Annotated in this window: 18 protein-coding genes; 11 read left to right on the top strand and 7 right to left on the bottom strand. The window is 66.0% G+C overall.

All coding sequences use genetic code 11. The annotated features are described in order from the left end of the window. Position 1 precedes the first annotated feature (1 nt). The 4 genes from RH858_RS06030 to RH858_RS06015 are packed head-to-tail and all read left to right on the top strand — an operon-like array spanning position 2 to position 4,711. On the top strand, positions 2-1,408 hold the full coding sequence (locus RH858_RS06030; protein WP_310561345.1) for a signal recognition particle protein Srp54: 1,407 nt from the start codon (positions 2-4) through the stop codon (positions 1,406-1,408). A 4-nt stretch (positions 1,409-1,412) separates the two neighbouring features. Next, positions 1,413-2,804: an MFS transporter gene (locus RH858_RS06025; RefSeq protein ID WP_259534501.1), complete on the top strand. Its 1,392-nt coding sequence runs from the start codon at positions 1,413-1,415 to the stop codon at positions 2,802-2,804. Positions 2,805-2,858: 54 nt separating this feature from the next. Beyond that, a complete protein-coding gene (gene hemC, locus RH858_RS06020; RefSeq protein ID WP_259534502.1) occupies positions 2,859-3,947 on the top strand; it encodes a hydroxymethylbilane synthase in 1,089 nt (362 codons plus the stop codon). Continuing rightward, a complete protein-coding gene (locus RH858_RS06015) occupies positions 3,944-4,711 on the top strand; it encodes a uroporphyrinogen-III synthase (protein WP_259534503.1) in 768 nt (255 codons plus the stop codon). The genes hemC and RH858_RS06015 overlap by 4 nt, the downstream gene beginning before the upstream one ends. An 18-nt stretch (positions 4,712-4,729) precedes the next feature. Here the strand turns inward: RH858_RS06015 and serB are convergent, their stop codons facing one another. Together serB and RH858_RS06005 are read right to left on the bottom strand one after the other, a co-directional pair. Next, positions 4,730-5,383: a phosphoserine phosphatase SerB gene (gene serB, locus RH858_RS06010; protein ID WP_259534504.1), complete on the bottom strand. Its 654-nt coding sequence runs from the start codon at positions 5,381-5,383 to the stop codon at positions 4,730-4,732. A gap of 67 nt (positions 5,384-5,450) precedes the next feature. Next, on the bottom strand, positions 5,451-6,722 hold the full coding sequence (locus tag RH858_RS06005) for a hemolysin family protein (RefSeq protein ID WP_310561344.1): 1,272 nt from the start codon (positions 6,720-6,722) through the stop codon (positions 5,451-5,453). A 59-nt stretch (positions 6,723-6,781) separates the two neighbouring features. Here RH858_RS06005 and polX point away from each other — a divergent pair, with 59 nt between their 5' ends. Together polX and RH858_RS05995 are read left to right on the top strand one after the other, a co-directional pair. Beyond that, positions 6,782-8,533, top strand: coding sequence for a DNA polymerase/3'-5' exonuclease PolX (gene polX / locus RH858_RS06000; RefSeq protein ID WP_310561343.1), 1,752 nt, complete (start codon positions 6,782-6,784; stop codon positions 8,531-8,533). After that, positions 8,530-9,033, top strand: coding sequence for a Mut7-C RNAse domain-containing protein (locus RH858_RS05995; protein WP_310561342.1), 504 nt, complete (start codon positions 8,530-8,532; stop codon positions 9,031-9,033). The genes polX and RH858_RS05995 overlap by 4 nt, the downstream gene beginning before the upstream one ends. Positions 9,034-9,047: 14 nt before the next feature. Here RH858_RS05995 and RH858_RS05990 read toward each other — a convergent pair whose 3' ends face one another. Next, positions 9,048-10,100, bottom strand: a complete 1,053-nt coding sequence (locus RH858_RS05990; RefSeq protein WP_259534508.1) for a ribonuclease BN — start codon at positions 10,098-10,100, stop codon at positions 9,048-9,050. A 124-nt stretch (positions 10,101-10,224) separates the two neighbouring features. Between RH858_RS05990 and RH858_RS05985 the strand changes: the two genes are divergently transcribed. Together RH858_RS05985 and RH858_RS05980 are read left to right on the top strand one after the other, a co-directional pair. Further along, on the top strand, positions 10,225-10,512 hold the full coding sequence (locus RH858_RS05985) for a DUF5789 family protein (protein WP_259534510.1): 288 nt from the start codon (positions 10,225-10,227) through the stop codon (positions 10,510-10,512). Between the two features lie 43 nt (positions 10,513-10,555). Continuing rightward, entirely contained in the window at positions 10,556-11,014 is a 459-nt protein-coding gene (locus RH858_RS05980) for a DUF302 domain-containing protein (RefSeq protein ID WP_259534511.1), read from the top strand. A gap of 3 nt (positions 11,015-11,017) precedes the next feature. On the opposite strand, the gene RH858_RS05975 is transcribed toward RH858_RS05980, so the two are convergent. From RH858_RS05975 to RH858_RS05965, 3 genes are all read right to left on the bottom strand, one after another. Further along, positions 11,018-11,272 (bottom strand): hypothetical protein, encoded by a 255-nt coding sequence (locus tag RH858_RS05975; protein ID WP_259534512.1) that lies wholly within the window; start codon positions 11,270-11,272, stop codon positions 11,018-11,020. Between the two features lie 41 nt (positions 11,273-11,313). Then, positions 11,314-12,645: a DNA repair protein NreA gene (gene nreA / locus RH858_RS05970; RefSeq protein WP_310561341.1), complete on the bottom strand. Its 1,332-nt coding sequence runs from the start codon at positions 12,643-12,645 to the stop codon at positions 11,314-11,316. 223 nt (positions 12,646-12,868) lie between these two features. Further along, the gene (locus RH858_RS05965; protein ID WP_259534516.1) at positions 12,869-13,837 is read right to left on the bottom strand and encodes a transcription initiation factor IIB; all 969 of its coding nucleotides are present in this window, start codon (positions 13,835-13,837) and stop codon (positions 12,869-12,871) included. Between the two features lie 114 nt (positions 13,838-13,951). Here RH858_RS05965 and rnhA point away from each other — a divergent pair, with 114 nt between their 5' ends. Together rnhA and RH858_RS05955 are read left to right on the top strand one after the other, a co-directional pair. Then, a complete protein-coding gene (gene rnhA, locus RH858_RS05960) occupies positions 13,952-14,542 on the top strand; it encodes a ribonuclease HI (RefSeq protein WP_310561340.1) in 591 nt (196 codons plus the stop codon). Further along, the gene (locus tag RH858_RS05955; RefSeq protein ID WP_310561339.1) at positions 14,535-15,143 is read left to right on the top strand and encodes a rnhA operon protein; all 609 of its coding nucleotides are present in this window, start codon (positions 14,535-14,537) and stop codon (positions 15,141-15,143) included. The genes rnhA and RH858_RS05955 overlap by 8 nt, the downstream gene beginning before the upstream one ends. Positions 15,144-15,215: 72 nt before the next feature. Here RH858_RS05955 and RH858_RS05950 read toward each other — a convergent pair whose 3' ends face one another. Beyond that, positions 15,216-15,575 carry a PadR family transcriptional regulator gene (locus tag RH858_RS05950; RefSeq protein WP_259534520.1) on the bottom strand — a complete coding sequence of 120 codons (360 nt, stop codon included), beginning with the start codon at positions 15,573-15,575 and terminating at the stop codon, positions 15,216-15,218. 239 nt (positions 15,576-15,814) lie between these two features. Between RH858_RS05950 and RH858_RS05945 the strand changes: the two genes are divergently transcribed. After that, positions 15,815-16,348, top strand: coding sequence for an inorganic diphosphatase (locus RH858_RS05945; protein WP_259534521.1), 534 nt, complete (start codon positions 15,815-15,817; stop codon positions 16,346-16,348). Positions 16,349-16,543 lie beyond the last annotated feature (195 nt).

Genomic DNA, 16,543 nt, shown 5'->3' with positions numbered 1-16,543 from the left:
AATGGTACTCGACGACCTCGGGAGTTCCCTTCGGGGGACTCTCAACGACCTCCGCGGGAAGTCCCGCATCGACGAGGACGACGTCGGGGAGGTCGTAAAGGAGATCCAGCGCGCCCTCCTGCAGGCGGACGTCGAGGTCGGGCTGGTGATGGAGCTGTCCGACAGCATCGAACAGCGTGCGCTGTCGGAGGACCCCCCGGCCGGAACGACCGCGCGAGATCACGTCCTGAAGATCGTCTACGAGGAACTCGTCGATCTCGTCGGAGAATCCACGGAACTGCCGCTGGAGCCCCAGACGATCATGCTCGCCGGCCTGCAGGGGTCGGGGAAGACCACCACCGCCGCCAAGATGGCGTGGTGGTTCTCGAAGAAGGGTCTCCGGCCGGCGGTGATCCAGACGGACACGTTCCGCCCGGGCGCGTACGACCAGGCCAAGCAGATGTGCGAGCGGGCGGAGGTGGAGTTTTACGGCGATCCTGACGAGAACGACCCCGTCGAGATCGCCCGTGCGGGAATGGAGGCGACCGCGGACGCCGACGTCCGGATCGTCGACACCGCCGGCCGCCACGCCCTCGAGGACGACCTCATCGACGAGATCGAGGAGATCGAGGCGACGGTCGCCCCGGACGTCTCCTTGCTCGTGCTCGATGCGGCGATCGGGCAGGGCGCCAGAGACCAGGCCCGGGAGTTCGAGAGTTCTGTCGGCATCCAGGGTGTCGTCATCACGAAACTCGACGGGACTGCGAAAGGTGGCGGGGCGCTGACCGCCGTCAACGAGACCGACTCCTCGATCGCGTTCCTCGGGACGGGGGAGACCGTAAAGGACATCGAGCGGTTCGAACCCTCCGGGTTCATCTCCCGGCTGCTCGGGATGGGCGATCTCAAGCAGCTCTCCGAGCGGGTCGAACGCGCGATGCAGGAGACCCAACAGGAGGACGACGACTGGGAACCCGAGGACCTGCTGGAAGGGGAGTTCACCCTGAAGGACATGCAGCGCCAGATGGAGGCGATGAACCGGATGGGGCCGCTGGACCAGGTGATGGACATGATCCCCGGACTCGGCGGCGGGCTGATGGATCAGCTGCCCGACGACGCGATGGACGTCACCCAGGACCGGATGCGCCGGTTCGACGTCGCGATGGACTCGATGACAGACGAGGAACTGGAGAACCCCAGAATCGTCGGCCGATCGCGCGTCGAGCGCATCGCCCGCGGCTCCGGCGTCGACGAGGAGACCATCCGGGAACTCCTCGAACAGCACAAGATGATGGAGCGGACGCTCAAACAGTTCCAGGGGATGGGCGAGGGCGACATGCAGCGGATGATGAAGAAGTTCGGCGGCGGGGGCGGCGCCGGCGGCATGGGCGACCTCGAGGAGCTGGGCGGCGGCAAGGGTCCGTTCGGCTGACGCCGTGGGCCGAAACCCCGGCGACGGACGTGGCGCCAGTCGACGCCTCCGCGACCGCCTCGGAGGGCTCACACGCTTCGACGTCCTCGCGCTGACCGCGGCCATCTGGTTTCTCGGGAAGTTCCTCCGGTACGCGTTCCCGCCGCTTTTCGAACCGTTTCAGGGGACGTACGGCGTCTCGAACGCGGAAGTCGGCGCAGCGTTCACCGGGTTCATGCTCGTGTACGCCGCGATGCAGTTCCCCTCCGGCGCGCTCGCGGACCGGCTGGGATCGGTGCGGGTCGTCGTCGCGGGTGCAGCGCTTGCAGCGGTCGGGGCGCTCGCCGTGGCGGTCGGCTCCGTCGCCGGGGCTGCCGCCGGGTTCGGCGTCCTCGTCGCGACGATGCTCGTGATGGGTGGGGGGACCGGCGCCCACAAGACGGTCGCCATCCGGCTGCTCGCCCGCGTCTATCCGGCCCGGACTGGTCGGGCGCTGGGCGCGTTCGATACGGTCGGAACGTTCGGCGGCGTTGTCGCGCCGATCGCCGTCGTCGCGTTCACCACCGGGCTGCTCTCGGGGCTCCCGGGTGATCCCTGGCGATGGCTCTTCTTTTCGGCGGGACTCGTCGGCGTCGCCCTCGCGGTTGCGTTCCTCCGGCGGGTTCCCGGTCGACTCCAGGCCGAACACGCCGAGACCGAATCCGCCGTCGCGGAATCACCCGCCGCCGAATCCGCCGTCGGCGAATCAGCCGACGTCGATTCCGGCGATTCGGTCGACGACGACCGATCCGTCGAGGAGAAGACTGGCTCGAATCCCGCCCTCCGACGATACGTGAGGCTGTTTTCCGGTCGTCGTCTCGCCGCGTTCGTCGTGGTGACGCTGTCGTTTTCGTTCGCGTACAACGGACTGGTAGCCTTTCTTCCGCTGTATCTCACCCGCGAAGCCGGGCTTGCGGCGGCGACCGCCGGCGGACTGTACAGCCTGTTGTTTCTGGTCAGTTTTGTCCAGCTGTTCTCGGGGGAGGCGAGCGACCGGGCGGGACAGCTTCCCGTGATCGTCGCGGCGCTGTCGCTGGCCACGGCCGGCGTGCTCGCGTTGGTGCTGCTCCCGATCGGGGGCACGCCCGGGGGTGCCCTCGGTGTCGCGGTCGCGGTCGCGGTCGGCGGGATCGGGATGCACGGGTTCAGGCCGGTGCGGGGCTCGTATCTCATGGTCGTCCTGCCCGACGACATCGCCGGCGGCGCGCTCGGAGTCGTCCGAACCGGATTGATGGGGGCGGGCGCGGTCGCCCCCGTGATAATCGGGGTTATCTCGGACGGAGTCGGCTTCCGCCCCGCATTCGCGCTGCTCGCGGCCGCGATGGCCACGGCGGCGACGATCGCGGTCGGCCTTTGGCTCACCGCAGAGCGGGCGTGATCTCGAAGCGGACGGAACTGGTGTCCTTTTCACGCCGCGCCGACCACATCCGGTATGGACGAGGGTACGTTACGGCTCGCGACACGGGGTTCGACCCTCGCGCGCCGACAGGCGACAACCGTCCGCGACTCGCTGTCGAGCCGACGGCTCGACGTCGAACTCGTGGAGATCGAAACGCGCGGGGATCGAATCACCGACGAGCTGATTCATCGGCTGGGCCGGACGGGGGCGTTCGTCCGGGCGCTGGACGAGAAGGTGCTCGAGGGGGAGGTCGACGCGGCCGTCCACTCCATGAAGGACATGCCGACGGAGTTCCCTGATGACCTGGTCGTCGCCGGCGTCCCGGAACGGGCTCCCGCCGGTGACGTGCTCGTCACGCCCGACGGGACCCCGTTCGCGGAGCTTCCCAACGGTGCCACCGTCGGTACGTCGTCGCTTCGTCGAGGCGCACAGCTATCCAACGCGCGCCCGGATCTCGAGGTCGAACCGCTCCGTGGCAACGTCGACACCCGCCTGGAAAAGCTGCTCGCGCCGTCGCTGCAGCGGGAGCACGAACGGCGGCTGGAGGCCGAATCGGACGAGGCGTTCGACGAGGACGTCACGTTCGACCGCACCGCCGAGGAGTGGTTCGACGACCTGACTGAACTCGAACGGAACGCAATGGAACGGACGGTCGACCCGGAGTACGACGCGATCGTCCTCGCGGAGGCGGGCCTGCGCCGGAGCGGCCTGTTCGACGACGTCGAGACGGAGCGGCTCGAACGCTCGCAGTTCGTCCCCGCCCCTGGACAGGGAGCGATTGCGGTTACCGCCGCCGACCCGGACGTGATCGACCTGGTTCGGTCTCGCATCGACCATCCCCCGACGAGGATCACGACGACAGTCGAACGGACCGTCCTCGCGGAGCTGGGTGGCGGCTGCATCGCGCCAATCGGCGTCAACGCCATCCTGCAGGGCGAGTACGTCCACGCGCGGGCACAGGTGTCGAGCACCGACGGGGAGACGGTCATAAACGACACCCGGGATCTCCCGGTCGAATCACACGCGGAGGCGGCTGCAGAGTTCGCCGACGACCTCGCAGATCGGGGCGCAGCCGACCTCATTGACGAGGCCCGCGAACGCGCCGAGGGGGGAGACGCGTGAGCCCGCCGTCCCGAGTCGCGGTGTTTCGTCCGGACGACGACCGCATCCGGACGGCAGTCGATCTGCTCGAGGAGCTGGGAGTCGAGCCGATCGCCGATCCGATGCTGGCCGTCGAGCCGACCGGCGCCGCTCCGGCGTCGGCGGAACTCGTCGTCCTCACGAGCAAGACCGGCGTCGAACTCGCCGCCGAGGCGGGTTGGTCGCCCGAGGAGGCCGGTCCGGACGGCAAGGCGGTCACCCTCGTCGCGATCGGTCCGGCGACGGCGGCGGCGGCCCGCGAGATGGGCTGGGCTGTCGACGTCGTCCCCGACGAGTACACCTCTTCGGGGCTCGTCGAGGCGCTCGACGGGCGGGTCGACGGCCGTACTGTCGAGGTCGCGCGCAGCGATCACGGCAGCCCGGTGCTTCTGGAGGGACTCCGGGAGGCGGGCGCCGACGTCAACGAGACGATTCTTTATAAACTCGTCCGGCCACCAGCGTCCGGGCAGTCCGCCGAACTCGCCGCCCTCGGCGACCTCGACGCGGCGGCGTTCACGTCGTCGCTGACTGTCGAACACTTCCTGGAGGCGGCCGAGGAGCGGGGCGTTCGCGAGGACGCCCTCTCGGGACTCGATCGTGCAGTCGTCGGTGCGATCGGCGAGCCGACACGGAACACGGCCGAATCCCGCGGGATCGACGTCGACGTCGTGCCCGAGGACGCCACCTTCGAGGCGCTCGCCCGTGCGGTCGTCGAGGAAGCGACACGCCGGGCGGAGTCGGAATAGCTGCCGAGAGACGGGTAGTTACCGGTCGTCTCGGGCCGAAAGCAGCCCTCGTTCCTCGAACACGCGCGCCAGCCGGGACATCGAGGCGACGACGACGTCACAGGCCGGACGGACCGCATCCTTCGGGAGATACCCCACCGAGAGCCCGGCGACCTCCAGCATCGGAAGGTCGTTCGCGCCGTCGCCGACCGCGACGGTTCTCGCCATCGGGACGCCGATCTCCTCGGCGAGGTCCTCGAGTGCCTCGTCTTTCGTCCCTTCGACCAGCGGACCGCCGACGTTCCCGTTGAGCTGACCGCCGCGGATCGGCAGCCGGTTCGCGATCACGTGGTCGACGTCGACGCCAGCCGAGTCGAGTGCGGCTTCGACGCCCCGATCGAAACCCCCCGTGAGAATTGCTACTTCGTGACCCTCCTCTCGGAGCCGTTCGATGAGCCGCCCGGCACCCGGGCGAAGGGTCACCTCGCCGTAAGCCGCCGTCACGTCCTTCTCCGGGAGCCCCTCGAGCAAGGCGGCGCGCTCCCGGAGGCTCTCGGCGTAGCTCAACTCGTCGTTCATCGCCCGCTCGGTGATCTCGGCCACTTCCGATTCGACGTCCGCTCGTCGAGCCAGCAACACGGTCATTTCCGAATCCGAGAGGGTTCCATCGAAGTCGAACGCGATGAGTCGCATGTTCGACAGTGGTGTCCCGATCCCTTTTATATCGGGGTGGTCGCGGTCGCGGACGCGGTTCGGCCGGTCACGACTCCGACCGGGTTCGCTCGATCCTGACCCGAAGAACGCGGGTCGGCGAGGCGGAAAGCACCGTCACCGTCGCGTCTCCGAACTCGAACCGTTCGCCTTCCTCGACGAGCCGTCCCGCGTGGGCGGCAAGGAGGCCGGCAACCGTCTCGTAGACGTCGGCGGTCGGAAGCGAGATGTCGAGTGACTCGTTTGCGTACTCGACGGTGGTCCAGCCACGGACGACCGCCGTCGTCGCGTCGACCACCTCGATCGGCTCGGATTCGTGGACGTCGACGATCTCCCCGACAACTTCCTCGAGAACGTCCTCGAGGGTCGCCAGCCCGTCGACGGAGCCGAACTCGTCGACCACGAGCACCATCCGCCGTCCGTCCCGTTGCATCTCCGCGAGCAGATCGTCGACGGACATCGTCGCCGGCACGAACCGGGGTTCCTCCATGGCGTCTGCGAGCGATCCTCCGGCCCGACGTGCGGCAAGCACGTCCCGAACGTCGACGATTCCACGGACGTCGTCGCGATTGTTGCCGTACACCGGAACACGGGTCACCGTCGCGTCGACGCAGGTGTCGATCACGGTGTCGAGTTCGGCGTCGACGGGGACGGTCACCATGTCGCGTCTGGGCACCATCACAGCCTTGACTGGCGTCTCCTCCAGGTCGAGCACCGACCGGATGATGGATCCCTCGTCGGAATCGAGTGCGCCGGTCCGTTCCCCCGTCGTCACGATGGTTTCGATGTCCTCCCGGGTCAGGTACGTCTCGAACTCCGAACTGCCGCCAGTGAGTCGGTTTACGGCCCTGGTTGCGACCTCGAAGACGTAGACGACGGGATACATGACCCGGGTTGCAAGCGCGAGTGGACGCGAGACGCGAAGCGCCCACGGTTCCGCGTTGGTCACCGCGTAGGATTTGGGAGCGATTTCCCCGAGAATGAGCACGAAGAAACTGGTGAAGACTGTCGACACCGCAACGGCCTCCCCCGAAGGCAGCGTCCTGACCAGCACCGCGGTCGCGATCGACGCCGCGGCGATGTTGGCGACGTTGTTGCCGACGAGTACGGTTACCAGCAGCCGGTGAGGGTCATCCCGTAACCGGGCGACGACCGCGCCGGCCCTGCTTTCGGCTTCGAGGGCGTCGACCCGGTGTTGGGCGAGCGAAAACAGCGCGAGTTCGCTGCTCGAGAAGAAGGCGCTCACGCCGATCAGTACGAGAATGCCTGCGAGGCCGGCAAGGAAGGTGCCGTCGATCGCGGCGAGAAGCGGTTCGGCCATAGCTGCACAGACGGCCAACGAGCACAAAGGATCTAGGGGAGCGGGGACGAAACCAGTCCATGAGCCGAAACGACGAAATCGCCCGTCGTCTCGAGGAGTTCGCGGACCTGTTGGAGGCGCAGGGCGTCGAGTACAAGCCGAACGCCTACCGGCGCGCCGCCGAGAACGTCCGGGAGTATCCCGAACCGGTCGAGGCGCTGGCGAAGGCCGGCGAGGACGCCGTCGCCGAGATCGATCGGGTCGGCGACGCCATCGCGGCGAAGATCGTTGAGTACGTCCAGACCGGCGGGATCGAGGAACTCGACGAGCTTCGGGAGGAGCTTCCCGTCGACATGGCGGCGCTCACGAGCGTCTCCGGGGTCGGGCCCAAAACCGTCGGTACGCTGTACGAGGCGCTCTCGATCACGACACTCGAGGAGCTGGAGGCGGCCGCCGAGGCGGGCGAAATCCGGGAGGTGAGGGGATTCGGCGCGAAGACCGAGGAGAACATCCTCGAAAACATTCCGTTCGCCCGGAAATCCCAACAGCGGTCACGGCTCGGGAACGCCCGTCCAGTCGCAGACGACCTGCTCGCGACGCTTCGGGAGTCGCCAGCGGTCGAGACCGCCGAAACAGCCGGATCGATCCGGCGGTGGCGCGAGACCGTCGGCGACGTCGACGTCCTCGTCGCGAGCACGGACGGACCGGCGGTGCTCGAGGCGTTCACCGAGTGGGACGCCGTCGACGCGGTGATCGAGTCGGGCACCTCGAAGGGGAGCGTTCGCGCCGACGGCATGCGGGTCGACCTCCGGGTCGTCGATCCCGACGAGTTCGGATCGGCGCTCCAGTACTTCACCGGAAGCAAGGACCACAACGTCCACCTCCGAAACCTCGCGATCGATCGCGGCCTCAAGATGAACGAGTACGGCGTCTTCGACGTGAGCGACGTCGAGGATCCCGACGCCGACCAGCGGATCGGCAAGCGGATCGCCGGCGAGACGGAGGCGGAAATGTACGACGTGCTCGACCTCCCGCTCATCCCGCCGGAGTTGCGCGAGGACCGCGGCGAGATCGAGGCCGCACAGGCCGGTGACCTCCCGGATCTCGTCGATCCCGAGGACGTACGGGGTGACCTGCACACTCACACGGACTGGTCCGACGGGAGAGACGACCTCGAGACGATGGTCACTGCGGCAGCGGAGCGCGGCTACGACTACTACGCGGTCACCGACCACGCCGAGGGACCTGGCGTCTTCGGCAACGCGGGGCTTTCGGACGCTGAGATCAGAGAGCAGGGTGACGTCGTCGCGTCGGTCGCCGAGGAGGTCGACCTCGAACTGTTCCACGGGATCGAAGCGAACATCGATTCGGAGGGGGTCGTCACGACGGACGACGACGTTCTTGCGGAGTTGGACATCGTGATCGCCTCGCCACACAGCGCGCTCGACCAGGCTGGCGAAAGGGCGACTGAACGCCTCTGTCGGGCGATCGAGCACCCTCACACCGACGTGATCGGCCATCCCACGGGTCGGATCATCAACAGCCGCCCCGGGCTCGACGTCGACGTGAGCCGCGTCGTCGAGGCGGCTGCCGACCACGACGTTGCGCTCGAGGTGAACGCCAACCCAGCGCGGCTCGACCTGGCGGACGAACCGATCCGGCGCTGCGTCGAGGCGGGCGTCCCGATCGTCGTGAACACCGACGCTCACAGCCCCGGCGAGTTCGACTACGTGCGGTACGGTGTTCACACGGCCCGACGGGGGTGGGCCGAGGCGGCAGACGTGCTCAACACGTGGGACGGTTCCGCAGTACGGTCGTTCCTGGAGTCGTGACCCGACCACCGGAATCCGGGGACGGACGCCGCCTCTTGCTGGATGCCATGCTGGGCAAGTTGGCGACGTACCTCCGGATGTGCGGCTACGACACTGCCTACGCCCTCGATCGGGGGATCGAAGGCGACGAGGAACTGCGCGCAGCAGCCAGCGAAGAAAACCGGATCCTCCTCACCAGGGACCGCTCGCTCGCCGACCACACGGCAGCCGAGCCGAACGGCGAGACGCCACCGGGGTCGGTGTTACTGGTCGAACGCGAGGTGACAGACCAGCTCCGAGAGCTTCGCGACGCCGGTTTCGACCTCTCGCTTTCGGATCCACCGGCGCGGTGTGGCCGGTGTAACGGGCGTCTCGAGACACCGGCCTCCGACGCGTCTCGACCCGAGTACGTCCCCGACCAGGATCCAGTCTGGCGGTGTCGCGACTGTGGGCAGTGGTTCTGGAAGGGGAGTCACTGGGCCGATGTCGAAGCGAGACTCGCGGACGTTCGAACCGGGTGATCGCAGAGTGGAAGTCAGCGACCCCTCGGCGTCCAGTCCTCGCAGGCGTCCATGTCGTCCATCCGCCCGTCGTGGAAGTCACAGTACGGCTGCATTCCTTCCGGGGTTCTGACGTACCGGAACTGCGTACACGAGCCGCAGTACTTGTCCGCAGTGGATTTGGACGCGCGATCGGCTCCCGCCCTCGAACTGCCTCCTCGTGATTTCCGCGCCCCGTTCGACACATTAGTCGGGGAGTCGGTCGTCCCACCGGAGGAACTCGTCGAAGCAGCGCTCCGGGATTGGGTACTCCGGGATGGGTTGCTCCGGGAGGGGACGGTGGAGGACGTGTTGTCCGGCGAAGACGTATCCAGCGGGGATGAGATGCCCGTTGTCTCCGCGCCGCCGTCGCTCGAGGGCGCGCTCGTCGGCGATGGTCCCGTGGCCGGTCCCGATGACCGACTCGATCGGCCCCCGCCGGTTCGGTTCGTCTGCGTGTCCACGTCGCCGTCCGGGGTCGATCCCAGGAAGCCGATGCCACCGAGCCCGCGGGACCCGCGTTCGACCTCGACAATTTTCGTTTCGCCTTTCCGCGTGACTTCCATCGTCACCGTCCCACCCGGGTCGTTCCGGCGTTTGAAGTTGGCGACGCCGACGAACAGACACCAGAACGTCGTCAGCGTACCGAGGAAGTAGATACTCGAGGTAGCAAGCGTCAGGTCGGCGAGCCCCTCCCCACAGTTGGAGCCGATCCACTGGCACGGATACGCGTGGTAGAACATCGCGACGCCCAGGATGGCGACTGCGGCACCGACGGTCGCCGCGGCGCGGGTCGCCCGGCTCGCCGGTAGCACGGCGAAGATGCCCAGAAATACCGCCGGAACGCCGAGCCCGCCGAGCACGCCGCCGTACAGCCGAGCCTCGCCCAGCGAGTACCCTCTCGTGGTGAGGATCTCGGTCCCTGCCGCGAGTATCCCGGCGACGACGAGTAACACCCCCCCGAGAAACAGCCCGATCCCGAGGTACAGCCGTCGGAGGTCGACCTCCGTCCCCGGCCCATCCCCGTACGCCTCCGAGAGACTGGTCATACGCGCGAGTACGTGATCGTCCCCCAAAAGGATATGTCAGACGCACGCACGACGGGAAACCGAGGCATGTCGTCGGTCGTCACGTCCCGAAAGGACTACTATCGTCGGCCGAAGAGATGCGGACATGAGCGACGAGGAATCCGAGGAGCCGGAGGAACCGACCGTCGAACTGGGAGAGGGCCCCGACGTCGAGGGGGCACCGCTTTCGCGTGTCGCCGCCCGGCTGACGTGGCCCCAGACCAAAAGCGACGTCGAGGCCCAGGAGGGTGACGCCGAGATCCGGACACCCGACGGACCGAAACTCATCTCGGAGCTGCTCGAGGAGGTCGACGAAACGTATTTCGACTCCAGACAGGCGTTCGTCGCGGAGATCGAGGCTGTCGCCGGCCGCGGCCCCGTCGCGACCGAGTAGCCGGCCGACGAAGACTTTTGCTCACTCGGCCCTACCCGTCGGTATGACGTTACCCTTCGATCCGGACGAGATCGACCCCGAGGAGTACGGCGAACAGCAAACGACCCTCGGGATGGGACACGAGGAAGCCATCGAGCACGTGCGGGAGGTCTGTGAGGGCGTCGGTTTCGGGATCCCCGTCGAGTTCTCGCCGTCGGAACTGCTCAACGAGAAGGTCGACGCCGACCGCGATCCCTACTACGTTCTCGGGGCGTGCAACCCGGCAGTAGCCGATCGCGCGCTGGACGCGACTGACGGCCGGATCGGCGCGCTGTTTCCGTGCAACATGGTCGTCTGGGAGCGGGAGCCGGGGGTGCAGGTGGTGTACCACGTCTCGATCATGCGGATCGCGCGACTGCTCGGGATGGCAGTCGACGACGCGGAGATGGACCGGATCGTCGCCGACACCGCCGAACTCGTCGACACGGCCTTCGAGAAACTCGAGGCCGACCGGAGCAGGTGAGCGCTACCGGTCGCTTTCATCTCGCCCCGGTTCGTCTCGCCTGGCGGCGAGTTCCGACTCGAGTTCGTCGATCCGCCGGTTCTGTTCGTCGACTTTCGCCTGCAGATCCGCGTCCGGCTGATCCGTGGATCGATCCCCCGACCCGCGGCGCAGGAGGACCACGGCGACGATCACTGCGACTCCGACGAACGCGCCGAAAAACGCGAGCATGAGCAGGACGACCAGCAGTTCCGGACCGCCGGGAACCTGAAGCACCATACCGGGGCCACGGAGCGGAACTCAAAAAACCGTTCCGGCGGTCACCGTGCTCGCGAGCCGAACTCCGCAAGCGACGTCTGTAGCCCGGCACACATTCTCGACTTTCGCCGGAGATCCGCGAGGGAAACGGGGAGGTGGGGAGCGATCCCACGGACTGCGTCGCCGAACGTCTCCGCTTCGCCCGGCTCGTCGTCGAACGCGTTCCGGACCGTCTCCCGGACCTGCCAGACCCCGGCCGGGCCCCAGTAGTCGTCGGAGACGTGCCGGAGCACGAGCGCCTTGGCCTGGCGACCGCGGTCCTGGAGATGTTCGAGGACCGCAAGCCGGGCGGCGTAGTAGGCGCCCGCAGTCTCCTCGACGTATCCCGTTCGACCCTCCCGGCCTTCAGCGTCGGCTGCGAGCCAGACGCCCGCCTCGGGATCCGGGTTCCAGATGGACCCCGGGGCTTTCATTTCGACGAGCTCGAACTCCCAGTTCCCCGGCGCGAGCACGATCCAGAAGGCGTTTCCGAGATAGTCGTTCCGATGGACTTCCACGGTGTCGATCCCTGGGGCGTTCCGGATCGTCCCACGGAGGAACTGTCCCACGGTGTCGTCGACGGCTGTGATCGACCACCGCGTCGGTACGAGCCGGCGGTTCTCCCGCTCGCCGAGCGCGCCGGCCGACAGGATCGTGTTGATCTCGTAGACGTCGAATCCCCGTCGGTAGAGGTAGTTCATCGCGCCGGTCGCCCGCCAGTCGTCGTCCTCGAGCGTCTTTTGAACCGGCCGGGGGACGTGGGGGTTCTCCGTGAGGTCCGCGCGGTCGGCGGGCGCCCGCGGACCGGTCGGCGTTGACACGTCGGCGTCGCTTACGTCGAAATCGAGATCGGGCCGGTCCTCGAGACCGATTTCGACGCCGACGGGTCGGTCGGCGATTGCGACCTCCCGCTGGGTACCGAGAAATCCGTCCCAGGCGTCGTAGACGGAGCCCCTGCCGTCTCCAGTTCCGACGCCGCCTCCGGTTTCGAACCCGGTGGAACCTTTCCTGACGTCGACGCTGCTGGTGGAGTTGAGCAGGCTCGTCCGCCGTCGAAAGACTCCTTCGATCGAAATTCCCTCCTCGTACCAGTCGGCACTGGTTGCAAAGCGGTCGGCGTCCGCCTCGCGACCGACGGGCGAGAGAATCCCGGCCGACACGTTCGGGTAGCCGGTTCGGCCGACGAAGATGGACGGAGAAACGCTCCCGACGACGGCGTCGCCCGAGACCGTCTCCTCGAAGCGGTCCTGGAACGTTTCGAGGTGGTCGAGGATCTTGTAGGACTTCTCCTCGGCGAGCCGTCGCCGACGGGCCCGGTCGTTCACCTCGAGGTCGAGATACTCGTCCAGCCGCATTCACCGGTGGTTGGCCGGGGGAACGCTTCAACGTTTCTTCGGTGTCGCTCTCAGCTTCTCGGCGACATGCGGAAAGCATTCCGAAGAGTGGCGAACAGCCGGTGTATTCCCGTTTCCGCGGCGGCACACCGGACACCCGCCGGAACCGCACGCGGACCGATCGTCAGGTCACGGGTCGGCTGGTTCGTGATCGTACAAAAACGTGGACGGTGAGAGCGACCGATCAGCTGTGGATCCCCATCGCTTCGATCTGTTCCTGATAGCGGTTGCGGATGGTGACTTCGGTGACCTGGGCGACGTCAGCGACTTCGCGCTGGGTTTTCTTCTCGTTGCACAGAAGCGAGGCGGCGTAGATGGCGGCGGCGGCGTAGCCGGTGGGGGATTTCCCCGAGAGGAGACCCTTCTCGGCAGTGGTTTCGATGATCTCGTTCGCCTTCCCCTGTACCTCCTCGGAGAGTTCGAGTTCCGAACAGAACCGGGGAACGTACTTTTTCGGGTCGACCGGCTTCATCTCCAGGCCCAGTTCCTGGGAGATGTACCGGTACGTTCGGCCGATCTCCTTGCGTTCGACCCGCGAAACCTCGGATATTTCCTCGAGCGATCGGGGGATCCCTTCCTTCCTGCAGGCGGCGTAAAGGGCGGCGGTGGCGACGCCCTCGATGGAGCGGCCGCGGATGAGGTCTTCATCGAGCGCGCGACGGTAGATAACGGAGGCGACCTCCCGTACCGATCGTGGGACGCCGAGCGCGGAGGCCATGCGGTCGATCTCCGAGAGGGCAAACTGGAGGTTGCGTTCGCCCGCGTCCTTGGTTCGGATGCGTTCCTGCCACTTGCGCAGCCGGTGCATCTGGGAGCGCTTCTTCGAGGAGATCGACCGCCCGTAGGCGTCCTTGTCCTTCCAGTCTATCGTCGTCGTCAGCCCCTTGTCGTGCATCGTCCGGGTCGTCGGTGCGCCGACCCGCGACTTCTCCTGTCGCTCGGAGTGGTTGAATGCCCGCCACTCCGGTCCGGGATCGATCTGCTCCTCTTCGACGATGAGACCAGTCTCCTCGTGTATGAGTTCCCCGTCAGCCGTTCTGACTAGATCTTCCGGATCGACCTCGTCGAGGTCGATCTCCTCTTCGCCGGCGTCTTCGTCTTCTTCCTGCCACGTCCGCTCTCGTTGCTCCCGCTGACGCGTGGGCCGTGTCATCGCATTTTTATAGTATTCCGACATTCGTACTTAAAGGTTGATTCATGCGGCGGAAAATTCCGGATCTTCGGCGGCAGCCGAACCAGCTAAACGTCCACGCCAACGACGGCAGGTATGCCGGTTATCGAGGCTGATCCGGACGCCGCCCGCGAGCGTCTCGAGGCGGCTGGCGTCGACGTCACGCCGGGCAACACCGACCACGAGGAGTGGCGCGCAAAGCGGGGGGACGCTGTCGCCGTCGCGTACGCCGACAAAATCGTCGTCCAGGGCGCCTCGCCGACAGATCTCACCCTTCTGCTCGAGGAGGGGGGTGGCCGAGCACACGTCTATTTCGACGGTGCGAGCCGGGGGAACCCCGGTCCGGCGGCGGTCGGGTGGGTGCTGGTCACGAGCGACGGTATCGTCGCCGAGGGTGGCGAGCGGATCGGCGAGGCGACGAACAACCAGGCAGAGTATCGCGCCCTCCTCGGAGCGCTGGAGGCGGCCCGGGACTATGGGTTCGACGAGGTCGATGTCCGCGGGGATTCGGAGCTCATCGTCAAACAAGTTCGAGGAGAGTGGGACGCGAACGATCCGACGTTGCGCGAACACCGGGTTCGGGTTCGCGAACTCCTGTCGTCGTTCGACCGGTGGTCGATCGCACACGTTCCGCGGGAGATAAACGACCGCGCCGACGAACTGGCGAACGAGGCGCTCGATGGCTGACATAGACTCCCACGACAACGGACAGTCGAGCGAGGAACTTCCGGAGGCAGTCGTCGACGAGGCAGAACGGCTCACCCGCCTCGCGAGACGGGCGACCGACGACGACGAGACCGCCCTGTATCGTCGCGAGCGCGATCGACTTCTCGAGGAGTACGGGTTCGCGCCGCGGTTCCGCGAGGACGACGACACGCTCGTCTGTTATCCGTCCGAGTGGATCGAGGACGGGACTGCCCAGATAGACCGGATCGAGGAGACGGGTCGGGCCAGCGAGATTCCGCTTTCCGGGCCGGGGGATCCCGATCGCTACGACGAGGTCGAGACACACAACGCCGAAATCGTCGAAGCGGTGGCCGAAGAGTACGGCCCCATCCACGGAGCGAACGTTCGCGCATTCGCTGACTTCATGGGGAACCACTACGTCAAGCAGGTCGAACGGGCGACGGCAGACGAAATCTCGGAGTTCAGAGGGGAGTACTTCCCCAGAAACGCCTGGCCGAGCGACGAACAGCGCGATCGGATCGCCCAGTCGCTGGCGTACGTGTTCGAGGTAGCTGACGCGTCGCTTCCCCCGGGAACGCAGCTTTCGAGAGAGTCGAAGTGAACCGTCGGGAGTCCGTCGTCCCGAACCGGCCGTGCCCGAGGCGGCCGATGTCGGCTCCGGTCGTGCCCGAAACTACAGCTGTTCGTCGACGAGCGCCTCGATCTCCCCGGCGCGTTCCTCGTCGGTGACGAACTTCTCGAAGATCCACTCGAGCTGACTCAACACGGCGTCATGGCCCGCACGGGTCAGTTCGTACTGATTGGTTCGCTTGTCGAGTTCGCTCTTTTCGACCAGGCCGAGTTCGACGAGGTCGTCGAGGTTGGGGTACAGTCGTCCGTGATTAACCTCCGTCCCGTAGTACGCCTCGAGTTCCCGCTTGATGGCGAGCCCGTACATCGGTTCCTTCGAGAGGATGGTCAGGATATTCTGCTGGAACGCCGTGAGGTCACGCACCACGCCTACTTCGTCCTCAACTGTTTGTGCCTCTGACATACCTGCCTGAAGGATACCCGCATATTTAACACTTAGTAACTGGGAACAAGTTGATGGTATTTTTTCATTATATTTCTTCGTTGAGTGTGGTGGATTTTCCCGAAAACAACCGTTCGTAAAGAATTATCATAGGAAAAAACATCCAAAACTGTTCGATCTTTCTTCCGATCCGGACGGTTCTCCCGGCGGATCCCGCATGTCGAAAGGACTTTGCTCCCGTTGGCGGAAGCGTAGCGTGCATGACGAACCTCTGGGCAGATCTCGAGACGGGACCGAACCCGCCGGAAACGATCTACGCTGTCGTCGAGTGTCTGAAAGGCGAACGCAACAAGTACGAGTACGACAAGGATATCCCCGGCGTCGTTCTCGATCGAGTGCTCCACTCGAACGTCCATTATCCCTCCGACTACGGGTTCATTCCCCGGTCGTACTACGACGACGGCGATCCGTTCGACGTGCTCGTGCTCGTCGAGGATCAGACCTTCCCCGGCTGTGTCATCGAGGCACGTCCGATCGCACTGATGAAGATGGACGACGACGGCGAGCAGGACGACAAGGTGATCGCAGTCCCCAGCGAGGATCCGCGGTTCGACCATCTCCAGAACCTCGAGGATATCCCCCAGCAGACGATCGACGAGATCGACGAATTCTTCGCGACCTACAAGAACCTCGAGGAAGGCAAGGAGGTCGAGACGCTCGGTTGGGAGGGCCGCGAGGCCGCTTTCGACGCGATCGAACACGCACAGGACCTGTACGAGAAGCACTTCGGCTAGTTCGAGTTCGCCAGGCGCGTATTCGGCCCGAACATCCGCTTCGGGATCGAAATAACTCCCTGTTTTGAGCATGTCCCCGAGTTATTCGACCACCGACTGGCGATGTGTTATGCGTATGGGTAATTTTTAGAGGGTGAGACACGTACGAACGACCAGAGATGGCCACTACCGAATCACGCTTCGGGATCGACCACC

It is taken from the genome of Halalkaliarchaeum sp. AArc-GB (assembly GCF_031432225.1).
Classification (GTDB): domain Archaea; phylum Halobacteriota; class Halobacteria; order Halobacteriales; family Haloferacaceae; genus Halalkaliarchaeum.
Note: the sequence above shows the minus strand (reverse complement) of the source record. Positions and strands in the feature narration are given on the sequence as shown.

Coding starts and splice junctions, on each gene's coding strand:
- RH858_RS06030 (WP_310561345.1), top strand. CDS start 2: ATGGTACTCGACGACCTCGGGAGTTCCCTTCGGGGGACTCTCAACGAC.
- hemC (WP_259534502.1), top strand. CDS start 2,859: ATGGACGAGGGTACGTTACGGCTCGCGACACGGGGTTCGACCCTCGCG.
- serB (WP_259534504.1), bottom strand. CDS start 5,383: ATGCGACTCATCGCGTTCGACTTCGATGGAACCCTCTCGGATTCGGAA.
- RH858_RS06005 (WP_310561344.1), bottom strand. CDS start 6,722: ATGGCCGAACCGCTTCTCGCCGCGATCGACGGCACCTTCCTTGCCGGC.
- polX (WP_310561343.1), top strand. CDS start 6,782: ATGAGCCGAAACGACGAAATCGCCCGTCGTCTCGAGGAGTTCGCGGAC.
- RH858_RS05990 (WP_259534508.1), bottom strand. CDS start 10,100: ATGACCAGTCTCTCGGAGGCGTACGGGGATGGGCCGGGGACGGAGGTC.
- RH858_RS05985 (WP_259534510.1), top strand. CDS start 10,225: ATGAGCGACGAGGAATCCGAGGAGCCGGAGGAACCGACCGTCGAACTG.
- RH858_RS05980 (WP_259534511.1), top strand. CDS start 10,556: ATGACGTTACCCTTCGATCCGGACGAGATCGACCCCGAGGAGTACGGC.
- RH858_RS05975 (WP_259534512.1), bottom strand. CDS start 11,272: ATGGTGCTTCAGGTTCCCGGCGGTCCGGAACTGCTGGTCGTCCTGCTC.
- nreA (WP_310561341.1), bottom strand. CDS start 12,645: ATGCGGCTGGACGAGTATCTCGACCTCGAGGTGAACGACCGGGCCCGT.
- RH858_RS05965 (WP_259534516.1), bottom strand. CDS start 13,837: ATGACACGGCCCACGCGTCAGCGGGAGCAACGAGAGCGGACGTGGCAG.
- rnhA (WP_310561340.1), top strand. CDS start 13,952: ATGCCGGTTATCGAGGCTGATCCGGACGCCGCCCGCGAGCGTCTCGAG.
- RH858_RS05955 (WP_310561339.1), top strand. CDS start 14,535: ATGGCTGACATAGACTCCCACGACAACGGACAGTCGAGCGAGGAACTT.
- RH858_RS05950 (WP_259534520.1), bottom strand. CDS start 15,575: ATGTCAGAGGCACAAACAGTTGAGGACGAAGTAGGCGTGGTGCGTGAC.
- RH858_RS05945 (WP_259534521.1), top strand. CDS start 15,815: ATGACGAACCTCTGGGCAGATCTCGAGACGGGACCGAACCCGCCGGAA.